The sequence below is a fragment of the Falsihalocynthiibacter sp. S25ZX9 genome (assembly GCF_041205405.1).
Taxonomy (GTDB): Bacteria; Pseudomonadota; Alphaproteobacteria; order Rhodobacterales; family Rhodobacteraceae; genus Falsihalocynthiibacter; species Falsihalocynthiibacter arcticus.
In genome coordinates, this window is the sequence record NZ_JBGFCD010000002.1 from 296,559 (window position 1) to 320,071 (window position 23,513).

Here is a 23,513-nt window from a genome sequence, read left to right on the forward strand (position 1 = left end):
AGATTTAAACGGGCATACGGCTTTCTGCCATTTCAACCCACCAGCTACATCCCGCAGGAATCGCGTTGTCGTCGAAATTGTATTTCGGGTGGTGCACGGCTGCCGTGTCGCCATTGCCCATCAAAATATACGCGCCGGGGCGTTCTTCGAGCATGAAGGCGAAATCTTCGCCGCCCATGACCAACGGCGCATCAGCACAAGCCCCAGAGACTTTCTCGGCGGCTTTGACCGCGTATTCTGTTTCGACCTCGTGGTTCACCATCACAGGATAACCGCGCATGTAGTTCACTTCGGCTGTCCCGCCCAAAGCTTGAGCCGTCAGAGGCGCAATCGCTTTGATGCGTTCTTCTGCCAAATCGCGCACGTCTTTGGAAAGCGTACGAACTGTGCCTTTAAGGTGCACCTTCTGTGGGATTACATTGAAGGCCTTACTCTCCGTTTCAAAGCTGGTCACCGAAACCACAACCTGCTCCACAGGATCCACATTGCGGCTGGCGATGGTTTGCAGCGAGAGCACGATTTGGCTGGCGAGTACGGTGGTGTCCACAACTTCCTGCGGCTTGGCCGCGTGGCCGCCCTTGCCCTCTACGAAAATTTCGAACTGGTCGGTGGCCGCAAAAAACGCGCCTGGACGGATGGCAAAACTTCCAAGCGCATGGCCGGGCCAATTGTGCATGCCATAGACCTCTTGGATGTTCCAGCGGTCCATCATGCCGTCTTCACACATCTCGCGCCCACCACCGCCGCCTTCTTCTGCGGGTTGGAAAATAACGATTGTTGTGCCGTTAAAATTGCGGGTTTCGCACAGGTATTTCGCCGCGCCAAGCAACATCGCCGTATGCCCATCATGGCCACAAGCGTGCATCGCACCGGGAGTTTGGCTGGCGTATTCCACCCCAGTATCCTCAAGGATCGGTAAGGCATCCATATCAGCACGCAGGCCAATGACCTTATTTTTGGTGTCGGACTTGCCCCTGATTACCCCAACAACACCGGTGCGGCCAATGCCTTCGACAACTTCATCACAACCAAATTCCCGCAGAAGTTCGGCAACGCGCGCCGAGGTTCTGTGCGTTTCAAACAGGATTTCAGGGTGCGTGTGAAAGTCACGACGCCATTCTGTAATTTCGGATAAAAGTTCGGAAAAACGGTTCTTTACGGGCATATCTTAATCCTGTGCGAGATGTGTAATAAGTCGTCTCATAAAGGCTTCTCCGGCCTCTAGTTGACGGATTTCTAAAAATTCGTTTGGTTGATGCGCCTGTGCAATATCGCCGGGCCCACAGACAACCGCCGAATGGCCACCCTCCTGAAATTGCCCAGCTTCTGTGGCATAAGAAACCGCATGCGTGGCGTTGTCCCCCGTTAAAGTACGGACGAGAGTTTCGGCGGCACCATTCACCTCAGGCGCCAAAGGAGGAACGCCAAAATCGGGAGAAATATCAATGCCGGTTTCGGAGTGGATGGCCTGCATTTCAGCCTCAATCTCTGAAACCTTCGCCCGCAAACGCTCTTCCCACATTCCTGTCGCCTCGCCCGGGACAACCCGAAAGGAGATGTCGAAATAGCAATCTTTGGCGGTGATATTATGGGCCGTGCCGCCAGAAATTTTTCCAACGTGCGCCGTCGTATAGGGCGGATCAAATTCTGCGGCCAAGGGGCTGGGCTCTGTCTCGGCGTGCTTTGCATTCACAGCACTGGCCCATTGGATCAAGTCAGCACCAAACATGATTGCGGACACACCTGTGTGGATAAGGGAGCTGTGCACTTCAAACCCGCGCACATGGATTTTAAACCCGATACCGCCCTTATGACTGGTGACCGTTTTCATACTCGACGGCTCGCCAATAATCGCTGCCTGCGCCTTGGGAAGGGACGCCATCGCCGCAATCATCGGCGGGGCCCCAATACAGCCGATTTCCTCGTCATAGGACAAGGCAATTTGCAACGGGCGCTTGATACCCGCCGCCAGCGCATGCGGAACCGCCCAAAGCGCGAGGGCGTCAAACCCCTTCATATCCGCAGTGCCACGCCCGTAAAGTTTGCCGTCTTTTTCGACCACTTCAAACGGGTCAGTATGCCATGCTTGGCCCGCTACGGGCACAACGTCGGTATGCCCCGAAAGGATCACTCCGCCCGCCACCATTGGGCCGACATTCGCAAAGAGCGAGGCCTTCTCGCCGGTCTCATTATAGACGCGAAAAGACTCAACGCCGTGACTGTTCAAATAGGTTTCAACCCATTCAACCAGCGGCAAGTTCGACCGATCGCTGACGGTGTTAAAACTCACCAGTTTTTCAAGGATCTCTCTGGTAGTGAGGGATATACCCATGTTAACTCCTTACCTTAAGGTCTTAAGGTAAATTATTATGAATTAAGGACAAAATGTCCTTTTGATACTTCAGTATAGGTCGAAGGCTCTGGCTGATAATCCTTCGGGAAAATGGGCGAAGGAATGGGCTTAAAGGAGACATCCGAACTGATTTTTCTACGCCGTGGATCCGCCACAGGCACCGCAGACATAAGGGACTGGGTGTAGCTGTGTTGTGGATTTTGAAACACTTCTTGGCGCGATCCAATCTCGACGATACGCCCCAAATACATGACGGCCGTGTTATGGCTAACACGCTCGACAACGGCCATATCGTGGCTGATGAATAGCATCGCGATGCCGAGGTCGGCTTGCAATTCCATCAACAGATTGAGGACTTGCGCCTGCACTGACACGTCCAACGCGGACACCGCCTCGTCTGCGATCACAAGTTTGGGATTCAACGCAAGGGCACGCGCGATGGCGATGCGTTGGCGTTGGCCGCCCGAAAGCTCATGCGGGAAACGTTTTAGGAAGCTGCGCGGCAATTCCACACGATCAAAAAGGCTTGCGACACGGTCGGTCAACTCACTCCCTGATGCGAGATTGAAATTGCGCATCGGCTCGGCGACCTGATCAATCAAGCGCACCTGTGGATTGAGGGAGGCAAACGGGTCTTGGAACACCATCTGCATATCCCGACGGGCCTTACGCAAATCCTTGGTGTTGAGGCCAAGAATATCGACGCCGTCCAAATCCACTTCGCCACTCAGGGGTTCCACCAGTCGTAAAATCGAGCGGCCACAGGAAGATTTTCCACACCCACTCTCACCAACAAGCGAAAGCGTTTCACCCGGATTGAGGGTGAACGAAACGTCTTCTACTGCGTGCACATTGGCCACGGTGCGGCGCATCAAACCCTTCTTGACGGGGAAACGCGTGGTGAGGTTTTTGACGGTCAGAAGCGGTTTGACGTCCTTTGGGGCCGCAGCATGTTTGGCTTTTGCCTTGGCAACAACGGCGGCGTATTTTTCTTCGTCGCCCATAATGCGCATTGGCTCAGGGGCGGGTTTCCCATCCATTTCACCCAGCCTTGGCACGGCGGCCAAGAGGGCTTTGGTGTAATCATGCTTTGGGGCTTCGAAGATTTGCTCGACGGTGCCCTCTTCCATCATGTTTCCACGATACATCACGATCACACGGTCCGCCATTTGCGCGACGACGGCCATGTCATGGGTGATGAACAAAACCGCGGTTCCGTGCTCACGCTTTAGCCGATCGATAAGCGCCAAAATCTCAGCTTGAATAGTCACATCGAGCGCGGTCGTGGGCTCGTCACAGATAAGCAAGCGCGGCTCGCAGGCCATCGCCATCGCAATGACAACCCGTTGCCGCATGCCGCCAGAAAGCTCATGCGGGTATTGATCCAAGCGGTTTTCAGGCTCCGGAATGCGCACATCTCGCAGTAATTCGATGGCGCGCGTTCGGGCTTGGGATTTGGACATCTTTTTGTGGAGAACCAAACCTTCGGTCAACTGCCGCCCGACCGTAAAGACCGGGTTTAGGGAGGTCATTGGCTCTTGGAAAATCATCCCAATTTCGTTGCCGCGAATGCTGCGCATATCGTTGGCATCAATAGACGCGAGATCGATTTTACCCTTGGCACCCCGATCAAAAACCATCGAGCCGCCGGCGATATCGCCACCGCCAAATTCAACCAATCGCATAATCGAAAGCGATGAAACCGATTTTCCCGATCCCGATTCGCCTACTACACAGAGGGTCTCTCCGGGGTTAATTGTGAAAGAAATATCCTCAACCCCAATAACGATTCCGCTATTAGTTTCAAACTCTACGCGGAGGTTCTTAATGTCGATTAATGGCTGATCCAGCATGGCTTTGCTTTTCTTTGTTTTTGATGCCCCCAACGCTAATCTTCGCGTGGGAGCAAAGTCAAACCCCTTTCCGTTTAGAAAGTTTTCGGCAAATAATCCTGCAACAATGCCCGAAAGTTGACCATATAAACCAAACTTTGTGCATATCGACGACTGATTTCGGCAAATAGAGCGTAACTCCACGTACATTCGAAGGTTTTATGATATCGAATACTTGCAATTTTTAGCAAACTAACCTGAACTGCACCGGTAGCGGACCAATAATTGGAGTGAGTCGTTAGTATCGTATGAAACGAAATGATCTTGCCGATTGAAAAAACGTAAACAGGAAAACGCTGAGATAAACTTGGCAAACTGTGGTCCGAACATCCAACAAGGAGAGAAGTATGAAATTTAAAACAGCCCTAATGGGCGCTGCTGCTGCTTTTGCATTGGCCCCAATGGCCCATGCCGAACGTGGCGCAGACGGCCATGTGAACATCATTTATTGGCAAGCGCCGTCGCTGATGAACCCCTATCTTTCCGGCGGGACAAAAGACCTTGAAGCTGGCAGCTTGGTTATTGAACCCCTCGCCCGCTACAACCAAGACGGCACCATTGTTCCTTTTCTCGTCGAAAGCGTTCCAACGGTTGAAAACGGTGGCGTTTCCGAAGATTTGACAACCATCACTTGGAAATTGAAGTCCGGCCTTTTGTGGTCCGACGGCACCCCTCTCACCTCAGAGGACGTTAGATTTACCTGGGAATATTGCACAACGGAAGGTGGCGGTTGCTCCCAGTCCGAGAAGTACAATGACGTCGTTTCGGTCGATACACCCGACGATCTGACCGTTGTGGTGACGTTTGGCATTTCCAAGCCGTTCCCCTACGGACCCTTTGTAGGTGCGCAAGCACCGATCATTCAAAAAGCACAATTCGCAGATTGCTTGGGCGCAAAAGCTCCTGAATGCACAGACGCGAACTTTAGCCCTATCGGCACTGGCCCCTTCATGGTCACCGAATTCCGCCCAAATGACGTTGTGTCCTTAGTCGCGAACCCGAATTACCGTGACCCAGCCAAACCAGCGTTTGCAACGGCAACGTTGAAAGGTGGCGGCGACGCGACTGCTGCGGGTCGTGCGGTATTGGAAACAGGCGAATTTGACTACGCTTGGAACCTTCAGTTGGCTCCAGAAGTTCTCGAAGCGATGGAAGCCAAGGGCAAAGGCGAAATCATTTCCGGCTTCGGAACATTGGTTGAACGCATCATGGTCAACCAAACCGACGTTAACCCTGACCTCGGCGATGAGCGCGGCACGATTGCGCATCCACACCCTTTCCTAACAGACATCAACGTACGTAAAGCGCTTTCCATGGCGATCGACCGTGCGTTGCTGACTGAAATCGGTTACGGCGCTGCTGGACGTCCAACATGTAACGTTTTGCCTGCTCCTGCGATCTATGCTTCGACTGCAAACGATGCTTGCCTCGTGCAAGATATCGCTGGCGCGAATGAGCTTCTAGAAAGCAACGGTTGGGTTAAAGGCGCGGATGGTGTGCGTGCGAAAGACGGCGTTCGTCTCTCCATGTTGTTCCAATCCTCCACAAATGCTGTACGTCAAGACTTCCAAGCGCTGATCAAACAGTGGTGGGAAGGAATCGGCGTTGAAACTGAACTGCGCAACATCGACGCCTCCGTGTTCTTTGGTGGTGACCCCGGTTCGCCCGACACCTTCCAGAAGTTCTTTGCGGATGTTGAAATGTACGCCAACAACTTTGACGGCACAGATCCAGAAAGCTACATGGCGAACTGGGAATGTAAGCAAGCTCCTCAACCAGAAAACCAGTGGCAGGGCAACAACATGCAACGCTTCTGTTCTGAAGAGTACGACGCACTCGTGGCCAAAATGGCAACAACAGGCGACATCGAAGATCGTGCGGTAATGGCGAAAGCTATGAACGACATGCTCATGCAAGAATACGTCATCATCCCGCTTGTGGATCGTGGCCGTGTTTCTGCGCACTCCAATACACTTGGCGGTGTGATCCTGAACACATGGGACAGCGAGCTGTGGAATGCAGCCGACTGGTATCGCATGTAATCTATAAAATTGGGCGCTCCCTGCGATGGGGGCGCCCTCTCTTCATAGGCCCCTACCTTGGGTAAATTCATAAAAATAGAGCCGACTAACTCGGCCTAGGACTTTCCGTATGCTGACATTCACTATTCGCAGGCTCTTGATTGCGATCCCAACGACGATCCTCATTTCGTTGGTGATCTTCCTCCTGCTTGAACTCGCGCCAGGCGATCCAATGGCCTCCGTGCCACTGACGGTCCCACCAGAAGTCAAAGCGCAAATGCGCGAAGCCCTTGGACTGGGTCAACCGATCCCCGTCCGTTTCGTGAAATGGCTTTACCAATTCTATATCGTAGAGCCGATCTATATTTTTGACGCCATGTTTGGCACCCATTTTTCCCAAGACATGCCGCGTATCATTAGCTGGCAGTGGCGCTCCTCGGTCATGGATGTTGTTGCTCAACGTATTCCGCAAACTCTTTGGGTTGTTGGGCTTTCCTATGTGGTAGGTACGCTGATCGCGCTGCCGATCGGGGTGATTTCAGCCTATAAGCAATACTCCATCTTTGATCAAATCGGGACGTTCATCTCGATGATCGGCTTTTCGGTTCCGACCTTCTTTACCGGCGTGCTGCTCATCGTGGTGTTTTCGGTGAAGCTGCAATGGTTCCCGTCGATTTATGACACGACCCATGTGGTCAACAGTTGGTCCTCGTTCGTGTTCCAAGTGAAGCAAATGATCATGCCGGTCTTTGTGCTCGCGCTCTATAACGCCGCACAGATCAGCCGGTTTATGCGGGCGTCGATGCTCGACAATCTCAACCAAGACTATGTACGCACAGCGCGTGCCAAGGGATTGAGCGAGAAAACTGTGGTTTTGGTGCACGTGTTGCGCAACTCGATGATCCCCGTGGTGACCGTGATTGCGCTTGGAGTGCCAACGGTCTTTTCCGGCGCGATTATCACCGAGCAGGTGTTTAAGGTAAACGGTCTTGGCCAACTCCTGATTACAGCGATCCAAGCCAATGACCTCCCGACAGTTCAGACCCTCACCGTGATCTTTGCGATCCTTATCATTCTCTTTAACCTGATCGCGGATGTGCTCTATGGCATCCTCGACCCAAGGATCCGCTATGACTAAACCTGCAGTTCATTCCCTCGATATCGTCGATTTGGAAGCTCCCCGCAGTCAGTGGTGGGACGTTTGGGATCAATTCAAAACACATAAAGGCGCGATGGCGGGGTTGGTTTTCTTTACCTTCATTGTGCTCTTTGTGCTCATCGGTCCGTGGCTCTGGACGATCGACCCGACCTACATCGATATCCGCGCCCGCAATCAAAGCCCGAGTTTCGGACATCCCTTTGGCACCGACCAACTCGGGCGCGACATGCTTGCGCGTATGATGGCAGGTGGCCAGGTGTCGATGGCTGTCGGCCTAACCGCGATGGGGCTGTCGCTTGTTGTGGGAACGTTTGTCGGCGTTGTTTCGGGGTATTTTAAAAGCCTCGATGGCCTCCTGATGCGCTTCACGGACTTATTCCTTGCCCTGCCCTTGTTGCCGCTTCTCTTGGTCACCATCATGCTGTTCAGAGACCCGCTAAGCCGCGTATTTGGACCTGCGGGTGGTATCTTTGTGCTGATGGTGTTTGCCATTGGGATGACCAGTTGGATGCAAGCCGCGCGGATCGTGCGCGGCGATGTTTTGGCGCTCAAGGAGCGCGAGTTTGTACTGGCGGCTCATTCCATCGGCACGCCTCCGACAAAGATGATCGTACGTCACATCCTGCCCAACGTTATGTCACCTATTATGGTGTCGGCCACGCTTGGAATTGCCAATGCGATCATCACGGAAAGCGCGCTTTCCTTCCTTGGCCTTGGCTTCCCACCCGACTTCCCGACATGGGGGCGTTTGTTGTTTGACGGCGTTGATTACCTGCAACAATACCCCGAGCGGGTCATGTGGCCCGGCGTTGCGATCTCGTTCACCGTTCTGGCCGTCAACTACATTGGTGACGGTCTACGCGATGCACTCGACCCACGCATTCGCGGACGTTAGAATACAAAAACAGCGCGCGGATCACTCCACGCGCTGTTTTCATTTCAGAACGTCCTTCTTTAAAAATCGCTCGTGTGTCGTTTGGATATCCGCCCTTTTACTCGCCGAACACCCGCCCAAACACAAAGCATAACAATCGGAACAAGCCCTGTCACAAGCCATGCCTTGTTCACCCCATAAGCTGCGGCAAACGGGGCAAGGACATACATCAACAGATTGACCGTGTAATAGCTGACAGCAACGACCGAGAGGCCCTCGACGGTTTCTTGCAGGCGCAATTGAAGGTCGGCGCGTTTGTCCATGCTTTGCAGGATGGCTTGGTTCTGGGCGCTGCGCTCAACATCTACGCGCGTGCGGAGCAGATCGCCCGCACGCAGGGCCCGATCCGACATGCTTTGCAACAATCTCGAGGCCGCTTGGGTGGTACGCATCGCGGGATCAAATCGGCGCATCATGAACTCCGCAAGGGTTTGATGTCCCTTCAAACGCTCTTCGCGCAGGACCGAGATCCGCTGGGTGACAATCGCCTCATAGGCGCGCGTCGCCCCAAACCGATAGCTCACATCTGCGGTTTCCTGCTCAAGGCGCGCCGCAAGGGGAAGCAGCGCAGCCAAAGTTGCTTCGGGCGCGACCTCTAAGTCCGACATTTCCAGCACAAGTTGGGTCAGCTGGGCGTCCATACCGCCCAAATCCCGCATCAACCGCTGGGCGCGCAAATACCCCAGCAGCGCTGCCGTCTTATAGGTTTCAACTTCGCAAATGCGCTGCATGATACGGCCAACCCGTTGCACCCCGACATTCGGGGCCACAAACAACGCAAATCGTACATGCCCCGCGCTATCAATTCGAAAATCCGAAGCAATAACGGCCGACTGATCCACGACATAACTCACCGCGAGGCTCTCTGGCACAAACCAGTCTTTGAGGTCGCGGGTCAGGCTCTCAATCTCGGGAGTTTTTGCAACATGGATGAGCATCGATGTGATCCGCTCTCCGGGGGCCGCGTCGAGCCAATCGGGTGGGAAAACATCAAATTCAACGGGATCAAAGGGACGGAGCGCCTCGCCTTCGGTGATGATTGTGTAGGTGACAAATTCGCTATGGCTCTCCCACTTCAAGAAATGTCGCCCGATAGCACCAAAATAATGCGTGGCGTCCGGTGCAGGATGCGCTGCACCGTGACGGTCCAACAGCATCAAAAGATGGGCGCGTTCTGCCGACAAGTCGCGGTGCGGTGCGGGACCCGTCAGAAGCGCCAAAAAGGCCACTTGTGAGGGCGCTTGTATCGCTGGAAACGGGCGATCATGGAGCGCATTGGCGAGTTGATAGCGCTGTGAGTGGTCTTTCACCATGGAATGGGCCTTTTCCTGAGTTTTCGATTGAATAATGTACGACGGGCTTCACCGCAAGAAATAGCTGTATGTTTTTCAACATGTTAGAAGTGTGCATTGGTATACAAGCCGCCCCAACGCAAAGCGCCCCGCAATTTCTTGCGGGGCGCTCTGTGGTTTTCAAAATGGATGACTAGCTGATTTTGGTCAGCAGCAGATCAAGAGAAGTCTTCGCATCCCCATAGAACATCCGTGTATTCTCTTTATAAAACAGCGGGTTCTCGATACCGGAATAGCCCGTACCTTGACCACGCTTAGACACAAACACTTGCTTGGCTTTCCAACATTCCAACACCGGCATACCGGCGATCGGGCTGTTTGGATCATCCTGTGCGGCGGGGTTTACGATGTCGTTAGACCCGATCACGATGGCAACATCCGTCTTCGGAAAATCGCCGTTGATCTCGTCCATTTCCATCACGATGTCATATGGCACGCGCGCTTCGGCCAGCAAAACGTTCATGTGCCCCGGAAGGCGACCCGCAACAGGGTGGATCGCAAAACGCACAGTCTTGCCCTTGGCCCGCAGACGCTTGGTCAGTTCAGACACCGACTGTTGAGCCTGTGCGACGGCCATGCCGTACCCCGGGATGATGACAATGCTGTCTGCTTCATCAAGCGCTGCTGCAACCCCGTCGGCGTCAATGGCGATTTGCTCGCCTTCGACCTCCATTTGAGGTCCACTTGTGCCGCCAAAGCCGCCCAAGATCACGCTGACAAAGCTGCGGTTCATCGCCTTACACATAATGTAGGAGAGGATCGCACCCGATGAGCCAACCAAGGCCCCCACAACGATCAACAGATCATTGCTGAGGGAGAAACCAATCGCCGCAGCCGCCCAACCAGAGTAGCTGTTGAGCATGGATACAACGACCGGCATATCCGCGCCACCGATGCCCATGATCAAGTGATAGCCGATGAAAAGCGCGGCGAGAGTCATCAAGAACAGCGGGAAGAACCCGCCAGTATTGAAGTACCAAACCAAACAAATCAGCGAAATACCAGCAGCCGTTGCATTAAGCGTATGGCCGCCCGGAAGTTTCGTTGCGACGGTGCTTACCTTGCCCGCGAGCTTGCCATAGGCAACGACGGAACCTGTAAAGGTGATCGCACCAATAAAGATACCAAGGAACAACTCGACCCGCAGGATTGCGACTTCAACGCCTGTTTTATGCGCCAAAAGGCCCGCAAAACCATCCAAACCCTGCCGAGTTGCAGCATCCATACCCATAACGCGGCCCAACTCGATATGCGCCGCATAGCCGACAAACACAGCAGCCAAACCAACGAGCGAGTGCATCGCCGCCACGAGTTGTGGCATCTCGGTCATCTGAACGCGTGTCGCGACCTGATAGCCGATAGCACCCCCACCCGCGATGAGCAGAATAGAGAGCCACCAGAGGCCAGCCCCCGGTCCAATCAACGTCGCAAATACGGCCAAGGCCATCCCCACGATACCGTACCAAACAGCGCGTTTTGCACTTTCTTGCCCTGACAATCCGCCAAGCGACAAGATGAAAAGAACAGCCGACACAACATAGGCTGCGGTTGTAAATCCGTAATCCATTAATCAGCCCCCCTTAAGATTTCTGGAACATGGCAAGCATGCGCCGAGTTACGAGGAAGCCACCAAATATGTTGATCCCAGCCATAAAGACCGAAACTGCAGCAAGGAGGATCACAATGAAGCTGCCCGATCCGATTTGCATCAGCGCCCCCAGAATGATGATCGATGAAATCGCATTCGTCACCGCCATCAACGGCGTATGCAACGAGTGCGCCACGCCCCAAATAACCTGAAAACCAACAAAAACCGCGAGCACAAACACGATGAAGTGCTGCATGAAGCTTGCAGGAGCCACAAGGCCAACGCCGAGCAGAACCGCAGCGCCAACAGCGAGCAAAGTCACCTGCTGTTTGGTTTGCGCCTTGAACGCCGCAACTTCCGCCGCACGTTTTTCCTCAGGGGTAAGCTGTGGGGCCACCTCTTTGGGTTTCTGCGCCGCGATCGCCGCAATTTTGGGCGGCGGTGGCGGGAAGGTGATCTCTTTTTCAAAGGTCACAGTCGCGCCACGGATCACGTCATCTTCCATGTTGTGGTTGATCTTGCCGTCTTTTTCCGGTGTCAGATCAGTCAACATGTGACGAATATTTGTAGAGTAGAGCGTGGAAGCTTGCGCGGCCATCCGGCTTGGGAAATCAGTATAACCGACGATGGTCACGCCGTTTTTGGTTACGATTTTCTCGTCCGGCACGGTGAGCTTACAGTTGCCCCCCTTTTCGGCGGCAAGATCGATGATCACAGAACCGGGCTTCATTGCGGCAACCATGTCTTCGGTCCACAATTCAGGTGCTTCGCGGTTCGGGATCAACGCCGTGGTGATAACAATGTCCATCTCTGGAGCAAGCTCACGGAACTTAGCCAATTGTGCTTCGCGGAATTCAGGGGAGGAAACAGCGGCATAACCACCTGTCGCCGCGCCATCGGCTTGGGCTTCCTCAAAGTCAAGAAACACAAACTGCGCGCCCATGGATTCGACTTGCTCGGCCACTTCGGGCCGCACGTCAAACGCATAGGTGATCGCGCCAAGGCTTGTCGCTGTGCCAATAGCGGCCAATCCGGCCACACCCGCACCCACAACCAAAACCTTCGCTGGGGGAACTTTGCCCGCGGCGGTGATCTGGCCGGTAAAGAAGCGTCCAAAGTTGTTGCCAGCTTCGATAACAGCGCGGTAGCCCGCGATATTTGCCATAGACGACAAGGCGTCCATTTTCTGGGCGCGACTAATGCGCGGCACCATTTCCATGGCAATCACATTTGCGCCTTGCGCCCGTGCCGCTTCCATTCCGTCCGCATTCGCGGCAGGATTAAAGAAGGAAATCAACGTTTGCCCTTGGGTCAATCGTTTGGTTTCCGCCGCACTGGGCTGACGTACTTTGACTACAATGTCAGAAGCTTTCCAAAGCGCGGCTGCGCTCTTGAGAACTTCGACACCCGCGTCTTTGTACAAGGCGTCGGCAAAGCCCGCTGCTTTACCAGCACCTGCTTCAATTGCGCACTCATACCCCAGTTTTTGCAACTGGAGAGCGCTATCGGGTGTCATCGCAACGCGATTTTCGCCCTCAAAAGTCTCCTTCGGTGCTCCGATTTTCACAGCACATTTCCCCTTTTTCACATTCTTTGCCTGAAATTGAAACTTCTGGCGTTGTATCTCATATCTTGCGCAAGATTGTTTCTCAACACTTGTTCATAGGTTTAGCGCTAACATGAAACATTTAGGAACCGCGTTCCCCTTGCAATCCCCATTCGCGAACGTCAGCATCGCAAAAAACAAGGAGCGCACCATGACTGACTTTGCCCATACCAAATCCCTTTTTGTCCTTCCGGAGGGCGTAATCTATTTGGATGGGAATTCCTTGGGGCCGCTCCCAAAGGCCGCAGCAGCGCGGGTTCAGAAAACCGTGGAGAGCGAATGGGGTAACATGCTTATCTCGGGATGGAACAAAGCAGGCTGGATGGCGCAACCAAGCCACCTTGGGGACCGCATCGCGCGCCTGATCGGAGCCCCAGATGGGACTGTCACCTTGGGCGACACCCTTTCTGTAAAAGTCTATCAAGCCCTCGCCGCAGCCCTTGCCCTGCGTCCGGATCGCAAAAAAATTGTCTCCGATAATGGCAACTTCCCGACTGACCTTTATATGGCACGCGGCTTGATCGAAAGCCTGAACGCGGGTCACGTTCTTTGTACGCCCGCCCCCGAGGATGTTGCGGATGAAATTGATACCGACCTCGCGGTCTTGATGCTCACCGAAGTTGATTATCGCACAGGCCGTCGCCACGATATGAAAGCCCTCACTCAAGCGGCACACGCGGTGGGCGCGATCGTGATCTGGGATTTGGCGCATTCGGCGGGCGCGTTTCCCGTCGATGTCGCGGGTTGCAACGCGGATTTCGCCGTAGGTTGCACCTATAAATACCTCAATGGCGGCCCCGGAGCGCCGGCCTTCATCTATGTCGCGCCAGAACATATCGAAAATGTGCAACCCGCGCTGGCGGGTTGGCTTGGCCATGACGCGCCGTTTGAGTTTGATCTAAAATATCGCGCTGGAACGGGGATTGAGCGTATGCGGGTTGGCACACCCCCCGTTTTGCAAATGGCCGCGCTTGAGACCGCGCTGGATATTTGGGATTTAGCCGATTTGAAGGACGTTCAAGCTAAATCAATTGATCTAACCCAAGCCTTTATTGCGGAAATTGAGGCGACCTGTCCTAGCCTCACCCTCGCCTCGCCGCGCGATCCCAACACGCGTGGCAGCCAAGTTTCTTTCGCACATCCGGAGGGTTACGCGATTATGCAGGCGCTGATTGCGCGTGGTGTTATCGGCGACTTTCGGGCGCCCAATATTCTTCGGTTTGGCTTTACACCGCTCTATATCGATATGGCGGATGTTCAAGGGGCCGTCGCGATTATCGCAGATATCATGACGAACGACCTCTGGGATCGACCAGAATACAAAACCCGCGCGCGTGTCACATGACACCATTTCTTCGGCGTTATCGTGATTTCGACTCCCCAGCCTGTTACGAAATTTTTTGTCGAGCGGTTCACGTTGGGGCCGCTCAATACTATTCCGAACCGCAGCGAAACGCTTGGGCACCGCATACAAAAATGCCCGAAAGCTGGCCATTGGAACTAGCGGAGCAAGCCTGCTGGGTGGCCTCGGTGGAGCAAAAACTCGTCGGCTTCTTTTCGCTCGAGTCTGACGGCCATTTAAGTTTGGCATATGTCGCCCCCGAGTTTCGACGTACGGCGGTGGCTGCCGAACTCTATAAAAAAATAACAGAAGATGCGCAACGTTTGGTGTTAGCGCGTCTTTTTACCGAAGCGAGTCACCTTGCGCGGCCTTTCTTTGAGAAACGCGGATGGCACATAACAGCTCCAGAAGTCGTCATGCGAAACGGCGTAGAGATTGAACGCTTTCAGATGGCAAAAGACTTGAAGTAGCGATCAGACAGCCTTGCGAAATGTCAAGTTTAGACGGCGCGGACCTAGATCGGGATGCACACCTGATTGAATGGCATTGACAGCGTGAAAACACAGGCGCGAGGGACCACCCCAAACCACGACATCCCCATGTTCCAAAAGGATTTTCCGCGTCGGATCTGTCCGCTCCAACCCGCCAAAAAGGAAGGTCGCAGGAAGGCCCAAAGACACTGAAACAATCGGCTGCTCCAGTCCCCCTTCGTCGCGATCCTGATGCATCGAAAGCTTGGCGCCAACACGGTATTGATTGATCAAACAAGCGTCTGTTTCAAATTGCGCATATCCAGCCGCTGCGGCAGCGGATTGCGCCAATTCCAAAAAACAATCCGGCAGATTTGGCCACTGATTTCCCGTCATCGGATCCTGCTTCGAATACCGATAGCCCGAAGCGTCGCTCACCCACCCAGCAGACCCACAATTTGTCATTCCGACCGACATTTTATGGCCACCGGGGGTGACTAAATGGCGAAAGGGCGCAGCGGTGACCACCTCTTTGAGCGCGCGATAGAGGCTCGGCATCGCGTCGCCCACAAAACGTGGCAAAACAACCGCCCCTTGGGCGAGTTCTATCGGCGATTGTGGAATGTCATCAAAGAAACTGGATTGCATTCCACAAATCTATGCGCAGATTTGTGGAATTACACCCCGTTTGTTGCGAAAAGCTTTACGCGAGCCATTTTTCGTAGTCTGACACCAAAAGATGCGTTGGAGCCACGTCTTCTTCGATCTGCGCAAACCGCCCAATCGGCGCGCGGAAAATATTGTCTGTAAGGTCGTCATTAACGGTAGAAACCTCGCCGATCAAAACCGCGCCGCCCTCGCCCCAAAACGCATGCCAATCACCAGGCATTAAGGTCACGCTCTCGCCGGGGGAAAATTTCAGAATTTCACCCGGTGTGAATTGGCGCTCAATCCCGTCGCAATAAACGGTTCCACCCGCAGTTTCGTCAAAGTTGCCATCGGCATCCGACCCAAACAATTCAATCGCCAAAGTGGCGCCACCGCGGTTGATAATATCCTCGGCCTTTAGAACATGGGTGTGCATGGGACTGATTTGGTTTTCTTCGGAAATCAACAGCTTCTCAGCATAACACATACCGCCTCCGCGCTGCAGATCACTCAAACGGCCATTGCGCAATGTGAACAGAAACAAGCCAAGCGCATCAAAATCACCCTCGCCATAGTCGGTGATGTCCCACCCTGCGCGCGCAGAAATAACTGCTTTTGCACGGTCTTTATTACTGACGAATTCCTCGGGCGACCAATAGGCGAATGGCGGCAAAGTAAACCCGTGCGAACGGATCATTTCATCCGCTTGAGACATAATTTCATTGATGCGCGAACGTTTCATATTGACCTCCAAACCAGACTTTATTCGGGTTTTACAGACCGCCACGCCTCAGGCAAGACATTTATGCAGTTTTGGAAAACATCACGTTTTTGTTCTGCGCCCATTTATGCACCGCAGTACCAAAAGCTTCAAACAATGGGCGGGACACAAGATCGGCATCCGCGTTCCATTCTGGGTGCCACTGAACCGACATCGTAAATCCGGGAGCATCCTTAATGTAAATCGCTTCGGGGGTCCCATCGGGCGCATATCCATCAATAACGACCCGTTTTCCAGCGGTCTTGATCCCCTGCCCGTGCAGCGTATTCGTCAATACTTTATGTGTGCCAAAAACGGCGGCGAAGGGTCCGTCGGGTGTGAGGGTCACGTCGTGGCGTAACTCGAACTTTTCTTCCAAGGTTCCGTCGGGCGGCATGCGGTGATTGTCACGCCCCTCAAGGTCACGGATTTCGGGAAACAAGCTTCCGCCCATAGCAACGTTGACCTCCTGAAACCCACGGCAAATGCCGAAAATGGGCTGGCCACGTTCAACACAGGCCCGCACGAGGGGTAAAGTAACGGCATCCCGCGCCCGATCAAAATCGCCATGCGCTAGGGTTTCAATTTCGCCGTATTCCTCAGGATGCACATTCGCCCGAGCGCCCGTAAATAGAAACCCGTCACAACTTTCTAGCAAATCTTCAACCGAAACATAGCGAGGGTCAGCAGGGACAATCAAAGGCGTACATCCGGACACGTTTGAAATTGCACAGCAATTCATTGTTCCTGCCGACTGCGCCGGATATTGATCATTAATTAGAAAGTGATTGCCAATGATGCCTACAATAGGGCGCGCCATAACGTCTCCGAAACATGAGTAACAGATATACTATAGCGCGTTTATTTGCTGAAAGGTGAGCCAAATCAACATAAAAATGTGCCCCAACGCACAAGCGCCTGTGCAAAATTGTACGTAAATACAGGCTTTTCCAACCAAACCAGTGCCGTCACTTAAAATGCTGGCAGTTAGGGGCTTGAACGCCTTTTCTTTACGCGTTTTTGGACTTTACGAACTCTTTTCTTTCAGCTCCAAACGGCGAGCATGAAGAACGGGTTCCGTATAGCCAGAAGGCTGAACGCGCCCTTTGAACACCAAATCACACGCTGCTTGAAAAGCGATACCAGCAAAGCTAGGAGCCATGGGAATGTAAGTTGGGTCAGAGGCATTTTGCCCATCAACGACTGCCGCCATTTTCTGCATGGCACGCATGACTTGTGCTTCGGACACAACGCCATGATGTAACCAATTCGCCAAAGCTTGGCTTGAAATACGGCAGGTCGCACGGTCTTCCATCAGGCCAACGTCATTGATATCAGGTACCTTGGAACATCCGATCCCCGCATCAATCCAGCGCACGACATATCCGAGGATTCCCTGCGCGTTGTTCTCAATTTCGGCCGCAATTTCTTCATCACTCCAGTTGACCCCATTTGCGACAGGAATGGTCAACAAGTCGGCCAAAGAGCCGCGAGGTCCGCCCGCCGCGATCGCGCGTTGACGCTCAAACACGTCGATGGTGTGGTAATGCGTGGCATGGAGCGTGGCAGCCGTGGGGCTTGGAACCCACGCGCAATTGGCCCCCGCCATCGGATGGCTAGATTTCGCGACCAACATATCCGCCATCAAATCGGGCATCGCCCACATGCCCTTGCCGATTTGTGCCTTGCCAGACAACCCACAAGCCAAGCCAATATCGACGTTACGATCCTCATAGGAAAGAATCCAAGGCATTGATTTCATGTCGCCTTTTTTCTGGAACGGTCCTGCTTCCATAGAAGTATGGATCTCGTCGCCCGTGCGATCGAGGAAGCCTGTATTGATAAAGGCCACCCGCTTTTTGGCGGCACGAATACACTCTTTCAAGTTCGCAGACGTGCGCCGTTCCTCGTCCATAATCCCCAGTTTGACGGTGTTCGCAGGCAAGCCGAGGGCGTCCTCAACCCGTGTGAAAATCTCATCCGCAAAAGCCACTTCTTGGGGGCCGTGCATCTTGGGTTTCACAACGTAAACACTGCCCTCAATGGAATTTCCGCTCTCGCGCTTAAGGTCATGCATTGCGATAAGCGTGGTCACCATGGCATCCATTAAGCCTTCGCCGATTTCCAGTCCATCTCGGTCCAAAATAGCGGGGTTGGACATCAAATGCCCCACATTGCGCACGAGCATGAGCGAGCGCCCCTTCAAGCTTTGCGTCGACCCATCCGCTGCAGTGAAAACCACGTCCTGCGCGAGCACACGATCAAAGGTCTTACCGCCTTTTGAGACCGTTTCCGAAAGGTTGCCTTGCATCAATCCAAGCCAATTGGAATAAGCCAAAACTTTATCCTCGGCATCGACAGCGGCCACGGAATCTTCGCAATCCATGATCGTTGAAACGGCACTTTCAAGGATAACATCCGCAAGGCCAGCGGGATCAGTGGCACCAATTTGATGTGCCTTATCAATTATCAAACGAATATGAAGACCGTTTTTCGCCAGCAAAACTTCGGAGTCTGCATAGCCCACGTATTGCGCAGGGTCAGCCAATTCAAAATCACCCAGATCAAGCCCCTTTGGCCCTGCAGCAATAGAACTAACTTCCGCCCACGTTCCACTTTTCAATGGAATGGCTTTGTCCAAATGCGCCTTTGCGGCCGCAACAACGCGGGCGCCACGCGCAGCATCATACGCGCGTCCGGTAGGCAAATCACCAAGGGCATCCGTGCCATAATACGCATCATAAAGGCTGCCCCAACGGGCATTCGCCGCATTGAGCGCAAACCGAGCATTGGTAATCGGAACAACCAATTGAGGGCCCGGTATTGTCGCAATCTCTGGATCAACATTGGCGGTTTCAATAACAAAATCGGCGCCTTCGGGAACCAAATACCCGATATCCTTTAGAAACTGAGTATACTCAGCCGCGTCATGGAGTTTGCCACGACGTTTTACGTGCCATGCGTCAATTTCGGACTGGAGCCGCTCACGTGTCTCTAGCAGCACCCGATTCTTGGGGCCCAAATCATGCACAATTCCAGACAGGCCCGCCCAAAAAGCATCAGCAGAAACGCCTGTCCCTTCAAGGGCGCGCTCCTCAATAAATTGCACCATTTCTGGGGTAACCTGCAGGCCATTTCGTTCCAGATATTGCGTCATGGTCGTCTCTCCGATTGTCATTTGGCCGCAAATTACGGGCAACACGGGAGAAACGCAAGCTGCTGGTAAGGTATTGTTACCAATTGAACTCGAAGACCTCACAAAAGAATACTCTGGGCCTTTCACGCGATATTTTCCGTCAAATTTCGTGTGTCTTCCCCACGACGAAATGCCCTTGCAGCCCTCAAGCGAAACTGTTCAACTTTGAGCAACCAAAAGGATTGACGACATGCCAAGCACCACCGAGCAAACGATTTACCTGTCCGATTACAAAGAGTTTTCGCATTTCATTGACGGGGTAGAACTGACGTTTCAGCTGTCTCCGACAAAAACGCGTGTTAAAAGCAAAATTCACTTCCGTCCCAATCCAAAAGCACCAGAGCAAGCGTTTTTCCTCCACGGCGAGCACTTAAAGCTCATTTCGGCGCATATTGACGGCGTCAAAATTTCCCCTACCCTGACCGAGACTGGCCTCACGGCCGAGGTTCCAAATGGCCCTTTCATATTCGAAGCAGAAGTCGAAATTTCGCCCGAAACCAACACGGCCCTTGAAGGGCTTTATATGTCGAACGGCATGTATTGTACGCAGTGCGAGGCCGAAGGGTTTCGCAAAATCACCTATTATCCCGACCGCCCTGATGTGATGGCGACCTTTAAAGTGCGGGTCGAAAGCGCGCTACCTGTTTTACTCTCGAACGGCAATTCGGGTACGTCAGACGAAGGCTTTGCCGAGTGGCACGACCCTTGGCCGAAACCCGCGTATTTATTCGCGTTGGTGGCGGGCGACCTCATCGCGCACACCGATAGTTTCACAACAAAATCGGGCAAAGATGTCGCGCTGAATATCTACGTCCGTCCGGGCGATGAAGATAAATGCGCTTTTGGTATGGGCGCGCTAAAACGCTCCATGAGGTGGGACGAGGACGTTTATGGCCGTGAATACGACTTGGACATATTCAACATTGTTGCCGTGGACGACTTCAATATGGGCGCAATGGAGAACAAGGGCTTGAACATTTTCAACTCTTCCTGCGTTCTCGCCTCGCCCGAGACATCAACCGACGCAAACTTCGAGCGCATCGAAGGTATCATCGCCCATGAGTATTTTCACAACTGGACGGGCAACCGAATTACCTGTCGCGACTGGTTCCAATTGTGCCTCAAAGAAGGCCTCACGGTTTTCCGCGATCAACAGTTCACTGGCGACATGCGCAGCCACGCCGTGAAGCGGATTGACGACGTTATTACCCTGCGTGCTCGTCAATTCCGCGAAGACAACGGCCCCCTCGCCCACCCCGTGCGCCCAGAAAGTTTTGTTGAGATTAACAATTTTTATACGGCAACCGTGTATGACAAAGGCGCCGAAGTTATCGGCATGTTGAAGCGCCTTGTCGGAGATGAGAATTATAAACGGGCGCTGGACCTTTATTTCGGGCGCCATGACGGTGACGCGGCAACCATTGACGATTGGCTCAAGGTTTTTGAGGATACAACAGGCCGCGACCTAACACAGTTCTCGAAATGGTATTCCCAAGCGGGGACACCGCGCCTTTCGGTGACGGATGAATTTTCGGATGGCACCTATATCTTGCACTTCAAGCAAGCGACGCCGCCAACGCCGGGGCAACCCGTCAAAGATCCACGCGTCATTCCTATTGCAGTCGGGCTTTTGAACCCCAATGGTGATGAGGTGCGCGAGACCTGCATTCTTGAGATGACAGAGGCGGAGCAGAGCTTTCGCTTCACTGGTCTCAGTACAAAGCCCATCCCCTCAATTTTGCGCGCTTTTTCAGCGCCTGTGATCCTTGAGCGCCAAAGCAGCACAAAAGAACGCGCGTTTCTTTTGGCCCATGACACCGATCCGTTCAACAAATGGGAAGCGGGTCGCGCGTTGGCCAAAGAAACCCTTGTGGCGATGCTGACTGCGGATGCGCCCGTGAATTCTGACTTTCTTGATGCACTCGCGGCGGTCTTGCGGGACGAAAACCTTGATCCTGCATTTCAAGCTTTGGCGCTCGCGTTGCCAAGCCAAGATGACATCGCGCAAACCTTGTTTGATGTCGGAGTTACACCTGATCCGATGGCAATCTATACCGCCCTTGAAACGCTGTCTCAGTCGATAGCACAACATCTTCAAGACCTCTTGCCACGCATTTATGCGGCCAATCATGTCGAAGGGCCGTTTAGCTCAGAGGCCGCCCCCGCTGGCAAGCGTGCGTTACAAGGCGCAGTTCTTGGCCTAATCTCGCGCCTTGACGGTGGCGACCAAGCCCGTGCGCAATATACGGCCGCAGATAATATGACTCAACAATTACAGGCGCTTGCGTGCCTTTTGCGCATTGATCGCGGCCAAACAGAACTTGCATCATTTGAGACCCAATGGGCGCAGGATCGCCTTGTTATGGACAAATGGTTCGGCCTTCAAAGCGGCCTCGCAGCACCTCAGAAAGCAGCGGCGATCACCGAGACGCTCACCAAACACGCGGCCTTCGATTGGAAAAACCCAAACAGATTTCGCGCGGCCCTCGGCGGCCTTACAGCCAATACCGCTGGCTTCCACGCTGCCGACGGAGCTGGGTATAAGCTGGTGGCCGACTGGTTGATCAAACTAGACGCGGCGAACCCCCAAACAACGGCTCGTATGAGCACCGCTTTCGACAGCTGGCGTCGGTATGATGCGGGGCGCCAAGGGCAGATGATAGAGCAACTCAAACGCATCCAAGCCACGCCAAACCTATCGCGCGACACCCATGAAATGGTGACCCGTATCTTGGGAAGCGATGCATGACCGCACGCAAATCAGTTTTGATCACGGGGGCAAGTGCGGGCATTGGTGCGGCCACCGCCGTACTTGCGGCGGCGCAGGGCTATAATGTCGGCATCGGATACCGCAGCGACGAAAAAGGCGCACGGGAGGTGGCCAAACGGGCGCACGCCTTGGGTGCGAAAACCGTTCTTCTTCAAGGTGATATGGCGATTGAGGCAGATATTCTTCGGATTTTCACTCAATGCGACACAGCCCTCGGCCCCCTCTATGGGCTTGTAAACAACGCAGGAATTGTCGACACGACACAGCGTGTGGAGGACATGTCGCGCGTCCGTTTAGAGCAAATGTTCATGGTCAACACTGTTGGCGTGATACAATGCGCACAACAAGCCGTGAAGCGCATGGCCAAAAGATACGGTGGGGATGGCGGCTGCATTGTGAATATCTCGTCCGTCGCTGCGCGCACCGGAAGTGCGGGGCAATATGTGGACTATGCGGCATCAAAAGCTGCGGTCGATATTTTCACCACGGGATTGGCACAAGAGAACGCACGCGATGACATTCGCGTCAATGCCGTTCGTCCGGGAATAACGCGCACGCAAATCCACGCGAAAGGCGGCGAACCTGGCCGCGAAGATGCACTGGCTCATTTGATCCCAATGGGACGCGCAGGCGAGGCCACCGAAATCGCCGAAGCGATCCTGTTTTTGCTCTCGGAGAAGGCGTCCTATATGACGGGCGCCATTCTAGATGTAGGAGGCGGACGCTAATTTAAGTCGTGCAATAGCTCTGGGCGTTGGTCCATGCGCGCATGTCCTCGCGTTTCTTGCGATTGTGAAACGGGCCCCAATCGGCGGCAACTCCGCGGAAATTATCTGCAACAACTCCATCGCGCGTCACTGTCGTAGACCAAATTTTCATCGCACAGGAGAGGTTACTTTTGCCAACTTTGAGGTCGGCAACACTGGTCGCATTACAGCCGTAATTTCGCGCCGTTGCGGGGGCGATTTGCACCAAACCGATCCATCGGCCACCGCCACCCACAGCTTTTGGATTCCACGTGCTTTCGTGCTTTGCCAAAGCTGAGGCCAAACCTGACCAAAACAACGCACGTTGCTCTTGATCGTTTTCAATGTAAGCAGGACACCATTTTTCAATATCTCGGGGTGTTAGCTCTGTGAGAACCGATCCGTTGTCCGAAATCGCCTTCAGCGTTGCCTTGGTCCAAATATCAGATTCGGGGCGATGATCCCACCGCATCACAACATCAGAAGACGGATCAATGTCCGCATTTGCGTTGTTTCCATTGCCACAGGCGCTAACTGCTAGGACCGCCACGACGGCAACCGCAAACTTACTAAATACGATCATTAGGATTTCTTTCTGAGGAATCTCGCGCCATTTAGGCCGTTTTCAACTCGCTTGGCAAACTCGGCTTAAATCTTGGGCCAATTCGCGCGGTTT

At 53.6% G+C, this 23,513-nt stretch carries 18 protein-coding genes; 7 read left to right on the forward strand and 11 right to left on the reverse strand.

Annotated elements, in window-relative coordinates:
* Window positions 1-4: 4 nt before the first annotated feature.
* From AB9F29_RS03550 to AB9F29_RS03560, 3 genes are read right to left on the reverse strand one after another with little or no spacing between them, the layout of a single operon-like run.
* Window positions 5-1,165, reverse strand: a complete 1,161-nt coding sequence (locus AB9F29_RS03550) for a M20 aminoacylase family protein (RefSeq protein ID WP_369754611.1) — start codon at window positions 1,163-1,165, stop codon at window positions 5-7.
* Window positions 1,166-1,168: 3 nt separating this feature from the next.
* The gene (gene argE / locus AB9F29_RS03555) at window positions 1,169-2,332 is read right to left on the reverse strand and encodes an acetylornithine deacetylase (protein WP_369754612.1); all 1,164 of its coding nucleotides are present in this window, start codon (window positions 2,330-2,332) and stop codon (window positions 1,169-1,171) included.
* 35 nt (window positions 2,333-2,367) lie between these two features.
* On the reverse strand, window positions 2,368-4,206 hold the full coding sequence (locus AB9F29_RS03560) for an ABC transporter ATP-binding protein (protein ID WP_369754613.1): 1,839 nt from the start codon (window positions 4,204-4,206) through the stop codon (window positions 2,368-2,370).
* A gap of 386 nt (window positions 4,207-4,592) precedes the next feature.
* On the opposite strand from AB9F29_RS03560, the gene AB9F29_RS03565 reads away from it, so the two are divergent.
* The 3 genes from AB9F29_RS03565 to AB9F29_RS03575 all read left to right on the forward strand — a co-directional run bounded on the left by AB9F29_RS03565 (window position 4,593) and on the right by AB9F29_RS03575 (window position 8,320).
* Window positions 4,593-6,287, forward strand: coding sequence for a peptide ABC transporter substrate-binding protein (locus tag AB9F29_RS03565; RefSeq protein WP_369754614.1), 1,695 nt, complete (start codon window positions 4,593-4,595; stop codon window positions 6,285-6,287).
* Window positions 6,288-6,396: 109 nt separating this feature from the next.
* The gene (locus tag AB9F29_RS03570) at window positions 6,397-7,404 is read left to right on the forward strand and encodes an ABC transporter permease (protein WP_369754615.1); all 1,008 of its coding nucleotides are present in this window, start codon (window positions 6,397-6,399) and stop codon (window positions 7,402-7,404) included.
* Window positions 7,397-8,320 (forward strand): ABC transporter permease, encoded by a 924-nt coding sequence (locus AB9F29_RS03575; protein WP_038999823.1) that lies wholly within the window; start codon window positions 7,397-7,399, stop codon window positions 8,318-8,320. The genes AB9F29_RS03570 and AB9F29_RS03575 overlap by 8 nt, the downstream gene beginning before the upstream one ends.
* A 59-nt stretch (window positions 8,321-8,379) precedes the next feature.
* Here the strand turns inward: AB9F29_RS03575 and AB9F29_RS03580 are convergent, their stop codons facing one another.
* The 3 genes from AB9F29_RS03580 to AB9F29_RS03590 all read right to left on the reverse strand — a co-directional run bounded on the left by AB9F29_RS03580 (window position 8,380) and on the right by AB9F29_RS03590 (window position 12,866).
* Window positions 8,380-9,672: a DUF3422 family protein gene (locus AB9F29_RS03580; RefSeq protein WP_369754616.1), complete on the reverse strand. Its 1,293-nt coding sequence runs from the start codon at window positions 9,670-9,672 to the stop codon at window positions 8,380-8,382.
* A gap of 172 nt (window positions 9,673-9,844) precedes the next feature.
* Window positions 9,845-11,278 carry an NAD(P)(+) transhydrogenase (Re/Si-specific) subunit beta gene (locus AB9F29_RS03585; protein WP_369754617.1) on the reverse strand — a complete coding sequence of 478 codons (1,434 nt, stop codon included), beginning with the start codon at window positions 11,276-11,278 and terminating at the stop codon, window positions 9,845-9,847.
* A 13-nt stretch (window positions 11,279-11,291) separates the two neighbouring features.
* On the reverse strand, window positions 11,292-12,866 hold the full coding sequence (locus AB9F29_RS03590; protein ID WP_369754618.1) for a Re/Si-specific NAD(P)(+) transhydrogenase subunit alpha: 1,575 nt from the start codon (window positions 12,864-12,866) through the stop codon (window positions 11,292-11,294).
* A 190-nt stretch (window positions 12,867-13,056) separates the two neighbouring features.
* Between AB9F29_RS03590 and kynU the strand changes: the two genes are divergently transcribed.
* Window positions 13,057-14,250 carry a kynureninase gene (gene kynU, locus AB9F29_RS03595; protein ID WP_369754619.1) on the forward strand — a complete coding sequence of 398 codons (1,194 nt, stop codon included), beginning with the start codon at window positions 13,057-13,059 and terminating at the stop codon, window positions 14,248-14,250.
* Window positions 14,247-14,717, forward strand: coding sequence for a GNAT family N-acetyltransferase (locus tag AB9F29_RS03600; protein WP_369754620.1), 471 nt, complete (start codon window positions 14,247-14,249; stop codon window positions 14,715-14,717). The genes kynU and AB9F29_RS03600 overlap by 4 nt, the downstream gene beginning before the upstream one ends.
* A 3-nt stretch (window positions 14,718-14,720) precedes the next feature.
* Here AB9F29_RS03600 and alkB read toward each other — a convergent pair whose 3' ends face one another.
* From alkB to AB9F29_RS03620, 4 genes are all read right to left on the reverse strand, one after another.
* Window positions 14,721-15,365, reverse strand: coding sequence for a DNA oxidative demethylase AlkB (alkB, locus tag AB9F29_RS03605; RefSeq protein ID WP_369754621.1), 645 nt, complete (start codon window positions 15,363-15,365; stop codon window positions 14,721-14,723).
* Window positions 15,366-15,420: 55 nt separating this feature from the next.
* Entirely contained in the window at window positions 15,421-16,107 is a 687-nt protein-coding gene (locus tag AB9F29_RS03610) for a D-lyxose/D-mannose family sugar isomerase (protein WP_369754622.1), read from the reverse strand.
* Window positions 16,108-16,168: 61 nt separating this feature from the next.
* On the reverse strand, window positions 16,169-16,945 hold the full coding sequence (locus AB9F29_RS03615; RefSeq protein WP_038999812.1) for a gamma-glutamyl-gamma-aminobutyrate hydrolase family protein: 777 nt from the start codon (window positions 16,943-16,945) through the stop codon (window positions 16,169-16,171).
* A 207-nt stretch (window positions 16,946-17,152) separates the two neighbouring features.
* Window positions 17,153-19,282 carry a malate synthase G gene (locus tag AB9F29_RS03620; RefSeq protein WP_369754623.1) on the reverse strand — a complete coding sequence of 710 codons (2,130 nt, stop codon included), beginning with the start codon at window positions 19,280-19,282 and terminating at the stop codon, window positions 17,153-17,155.
* A gap of 229 nt (window positions 19,283-19,511) precedes the next feature.
* Here AB9F29_RS03620 and pepN point away from each other — a divergent pair, with 229 nt between their 5' ends.
* Window positions 19,512-22,070: an aminopeptidase N gene (gene pepN / locus AB9F29_RS03625; RefSeq protein WP_369754624.1), complete on the forward strand. Its 2,559-nt coding sequence runs from the start codon at window positions 19,512-19,514 to the stop codon at window positions 22,068-22,070.
* A complete protein-coding gene (locus tag AB9F29_RS03630; RefSeq protein ID WP_369754625.1) occupies window positions 22,067-22,819 on the forward strand; it encodes an SDR family oxidoreductase in 753 nt (250 codons plus the stop codon). The genes pepN and AB9F29_RS03630 overlap by 4 nt, the downstream gene beginning before the upstream one ends.
* 1 nt (window position 22,820) lies before the next feature.
* On the opposite strand, the gene AB9F29_RS03635 is transcribed toward AB9F29_RS03630, so the two are convergent.
* Entirely contained in the window at window positions 22,821-23,420 is a 600-nt protein-coding gene (locus tag AB9F29_RS03635; RefSeq protein ID WP_039001336.1) for a transglycosylase SLT domain-containing protein, read from the reverse strand.
* Window positions 23,421-23,513: the final 93 nt, after the last annotated feature.

Bases quoted from the DNA above. Each gene is read 5' to 3' on its own strand.
- AB9F29_RS03550 (WP_369754611.1), bottom strand. From the start codon at position 1,165: ATGCCCGTAAAGAACCGTTTTTCCGAACTTTTATCCGAAATTACAGAA.
- argE (WP_369754612.1), bottom strand. From the start codon at position 2,332: ATGGGTATATCCCTCACTACCAGAGAGATCCTTGAAAAACTGGTGAGT.
- AB9F29_RS03560 (WP_369754613.1), bottom strand. From the start codon at position 4,206: ATGCTGGATCAGCCATTAATCGACATTAAGAACCTCCGCGTAGAGTTT.
- AB9F29_RS03565 (WP_369754614.1), top strand. From the start codon at position 4,593: ATGAAATTTAAAACAGCCCTAATGGGCGCTGCTGCTGCTTTTGCATTG.
- AB9F29_RS03570 (WP_369754615.1), top strand. From the start codon at position 6,397: ATGCTGACATTCACTATTCGCAGGCTCTTGATTGCGATCCCAACGACG.
- AB9F29_RS03575 (WP_038999823.1), top strand. From the start codon at position 7,397: ATGACTAAACCTGCAGTTCATTCCCTCGATATCGTCGATTTGGAAGCT.
- AB9F29_RS03580 (WP_369754616.1), bottom strand. From the start codon at position 9,672: ATGGTGAAAGACCACTCACAGCGCTATCAACTCGCCAATGCGCTCCAT.
- AB9F29_RS03585 (WP_369754617.1), bottom strand. From the start codon at position 11,278: ATGGATTACGGATTTACAACCGCAGCCTATGTTGTGTCGGCTGTTCTT.
- kynU (WP_369754619.1), top strand. From the start codon at position 13,057: ATGACTGACTTTGCCCATACCAAATCCCTTTTTGTCCTTCCGGAGGGC.
- AB9F29_RS03600 (WP_369754620.1), top strand. From the start codon at position 14,247: ATGACACCATTTCTTCGGCGTTATCGTGATTTCGACTCCCCAGCCTGT.
- alkB (WP_369754621.1), bottom strand. From the start codon at position 15,365: ATGCAATCCAGTTTCTTTGATGACATTCCACAATCGCCGATAGAACTC.
- AB9F29_RS03610 (WP_369754622.1), bottom strand. From the start codon at position 16,107: ATGAAACGTTCGCGCATCAATGAAATTATGTCTCAAGCGGATGAAATG.
- AB9F29_RS03615 (WP_038999812.1), bottom strand. From the start codon at position 16,945: ATGGCGCGCCCTATTGTAGGCATCATTGGCAATCACTTTCTAATTAAT.
- AB9F29_RS03620 (WP_369754623.1), bottom strand. From the start codon at position 19,282: ATGACGCAATATCTGGAACGAAATGGCCTGCAGGTTACCCCAGAAATG.
- pepN (WP_369754624.1), top strand. From the start codon at position 19,512: ATGCCAAGCACCACCGAGCAAACGATTTACCTGTCCGATTACAAAGAG.
- AB9F29_RS03630 (WP_369754625.1), top strand. From the start codon at position 22,067: ATGACCGCACGCAAATCAGTTTTGATCACGGGGGCAAGTGCGGGCATT.
- AB9F29_RS03635 (WP_039001336.1), bottom strand. From the start codon at position 23,420: ATGATCGTATTTAGTAAGTTTGCGGTTGCCGTCGTGGCGGTCCTAGCA.